The sequence below is a fragment of the Mesorhizobium sp. M1182 genome (assembly GCF_040318335.1).
Classification (GTDB): domain Bacteria; phylum Pseudomonadota; class Alphaproteobacteria; order Rhizobiales; family Rhizobiaceae; genus Mesorhizobium.
In genome coordinates this window covers 1-876 of the sequence record NZ_JAMYMD010000080.1, presented here as the reverse complement: position 1 = coordinate 876, position 876 = coordinate 1, and the positions used below count along the sequence as shown (strand labels likewise).

Here is an 876-nt window from a genome sequence, read left to right as displayed (position 1 = left end):
TGGCGGAAGAAGACGTTGAAGACGCCGTCCTTGTCGGTCGCACGGAAGGCGACGGCGCGCCCGGCGAAGGCATTGCAGATCTTGAAGTGGCGGCCGAACAGCGAGGTCGCGCCCTTCTGCTGGATCTTGCGGATATGGTCGCCGGGCGCATAGTCGAAGGGCTGCTGGGTCTCCCTGAAGTCGCGCGGGGAAGACCGGTAGCGGTCGAGCGGCACGGCGCCGTCGATCGCCTCGTGCGGGCGCTCTGCATTGTAGATGTGGCGCCAGCGGTCGAAGGCCCGCTGGGCCGCCGCCAGGTTCTCGAACGGCGGTCCCTGCAGCGCCTCGGCCTTGAGCGTGCGGTGAAAGCGCTCCTCCTTGCCCAGCGTCTGGGGATGATACGGCCTGGAATGCCCGATGGCGATGCCGATTTCGATCAGCCAGACGCCGAGCAGGGTAAAGTCGTTGCGGCCGCCATCGCCCCAAGGCGGGCCGTTGTCGGTGGCGATACGAAAGGGCAGGCCATAGCGGCGGAAGGCCGTGATCAGGCGCGTTTTCACGGTTTCGGTGGTCTGGTCGGAGCAGGCCGACAGCACGATCGAGAACCGCGAATGGTCGTCGAGCACGGTCAGCGGATGCAGGCGCCCGGCGCGCAACGGCACATGACCCTTGAAGTCCATCTGCCACAGATCGTTGGGCGCTTCGTGCTCGAAGCGGATGAAGGGCTTTGCCCCGCCGCCCAGCGCCCCGAGCTCGACGCCGTTGCGACGCAAGATGCCGGTCACCGTCGAGGGCGACGGACAGCCAATCCCCTGGCGCGCCAGGACCCGGGCGATCTTGCGCCCGCCCCAGGCCGGATGTGCCGCCCGCACCGAAAGCGCCGCTGCTTCGACCTCC

The 876-nt window shown here is 67.9% G+C and carries 1 protein-coding gene; it reads right to left on the bottom strand.

Annotated features, from left to right (window positions below):
* On the bottom strand, positions 1-876 hold an 876-nt coding region (locus NKH33_RS33135), incomplete at both ends, for an integrase core domain-containing protein (protein WP_352923743.1).